This is a genomic window from Streptomyces sp. YS-3 (assembly GCF_045257485.1).
In the GTDB taxonomy this organism is placed as follows: Bacteria; Actinomycetota; Actinomycetes; order Streptomycetales; family Streptomycetaceae; genus Streptomyces.
In genome coordinates this window covers 1-1,067 of sequence record NZ_JBJHPC010001065.1, presented here as the reverse complement: position 1 = coordinate 1,067, position 1,067 = coordinate 1, and the positions used below count along the sequence as shown (strand labels likewise).

The 1,067-nt window shown below is 73.2% G+C and carries 1 protein-coding gene; it reads left to right on the top strand.

What is annotated here, in order from left to right:
* The first annotated feature begins 245 nt into the window (after positions 1 to 245).
* A complete protein-coding gene (locus ACJA3G_RS37490) occupies positions 246 to 1,022 on the top strand; it encodes a VOC family protein (protein ID WP_406557471.1) in 777 nt (258 codons plus the stop codon).
* Positions 1,023 to 1,067 lie beyond the last annotated feature (45 nt).

Sequence of the window (1,067 nt, the reverse complement as noted above, 5' to 3'; positions counted from 1 at the left end):
CGCCCGCCGCCCCTCCTCGCGCACCCGTCCGCCACTCGAATGGTGTTATCAACAGCCTGTGGACACGCTCTGTGGACAACCCGTGCGGGAAAAGGGGGCGGGCGCCTACAGTGGGGGCAATGCAGCTCATTTGTTCGATTTGTGCCGGTGCGGAGTGCGGACGGGGCCGTTAGCTTCACCGCGTAGCGGCACCCGCGTCCCGTCCCGTACGCGGGGCGGGGCCACCCCAGGAAGGAACCAGGCGCATGGGCGGATTTCCGGAAGGCGCGCCGTGCTGGGCCGACGCGACGCTGTCCGACCTCGCGGCGGGCAAGCGGTTCTACGGCGCGCTGATGGGCTGGACCTTCGACGAGGACGCGGAGGAGAGGTACGGGCACTACACGACCGCGTTCAGCGGCGGGAAGCGCGTCGCCGCCCTCGTCCCCAAGCGCGACGGCCGGATGCCCACCGCCTGGGGCGTCTACTTCGCGGCCCCCGACGTGGCGGCGCTCGCCGTGCGGATCAGGGCGGCGGGCGGCCAGCTGGTGACGGACCCGGTCCAGGTCCCTCCGTACGGGACGATGGCGGTCGCCGCCGACCCCGGCGGCGCGGTCTTCGGTCTGTGGCAGGCCGGCGAGCACGCCGGCTTCGAGAAGAGCGGCGAGCCGGGCGCCTTCTGCTGGACCGAGGTGTACGCCCGGGACACGGCCCGGGCCGACCGCTTCTACGAGGCGGTCTTCGGCTTCGAGGGCCGCGACCTGGACGAGACCGACGGCGACTACCGCACCTGGTCGCCCGCGGGCTCCGCGCCGGGCCCCGACACCGCCTTCGGCGGTCGCTGCCTCCTGGGGGACGCCTTCCCCGCCGAGATGCCCGACCACTTCCTGGTGTACTTCGCGGTCGGGGACTGCGACGCCACGGCCGCGGCCTGCCGTGAGCTGGGCGGCCGGGTCACCGCCGAGCCCGTCGACATCCCGTACGGGCGGATGGCGGTCCTCACCGATGACCAAGGGGCGAGCTTCGCCATCCTCCAGAAGGAGTGAGGCGGGGGGCGCACGCCGGGGCGGCGGAGGGTGTTTGTGCAGGTG

Coding starts and splice junctions, on each gene's coding strand:
- ACJA3G_RS37490 (WP_406557471.1), top strand. CDS start 246: ATGGGCGGATTTCCGGAAGGCGCGCCGTGCTGGGCCGACGCGACGCTG.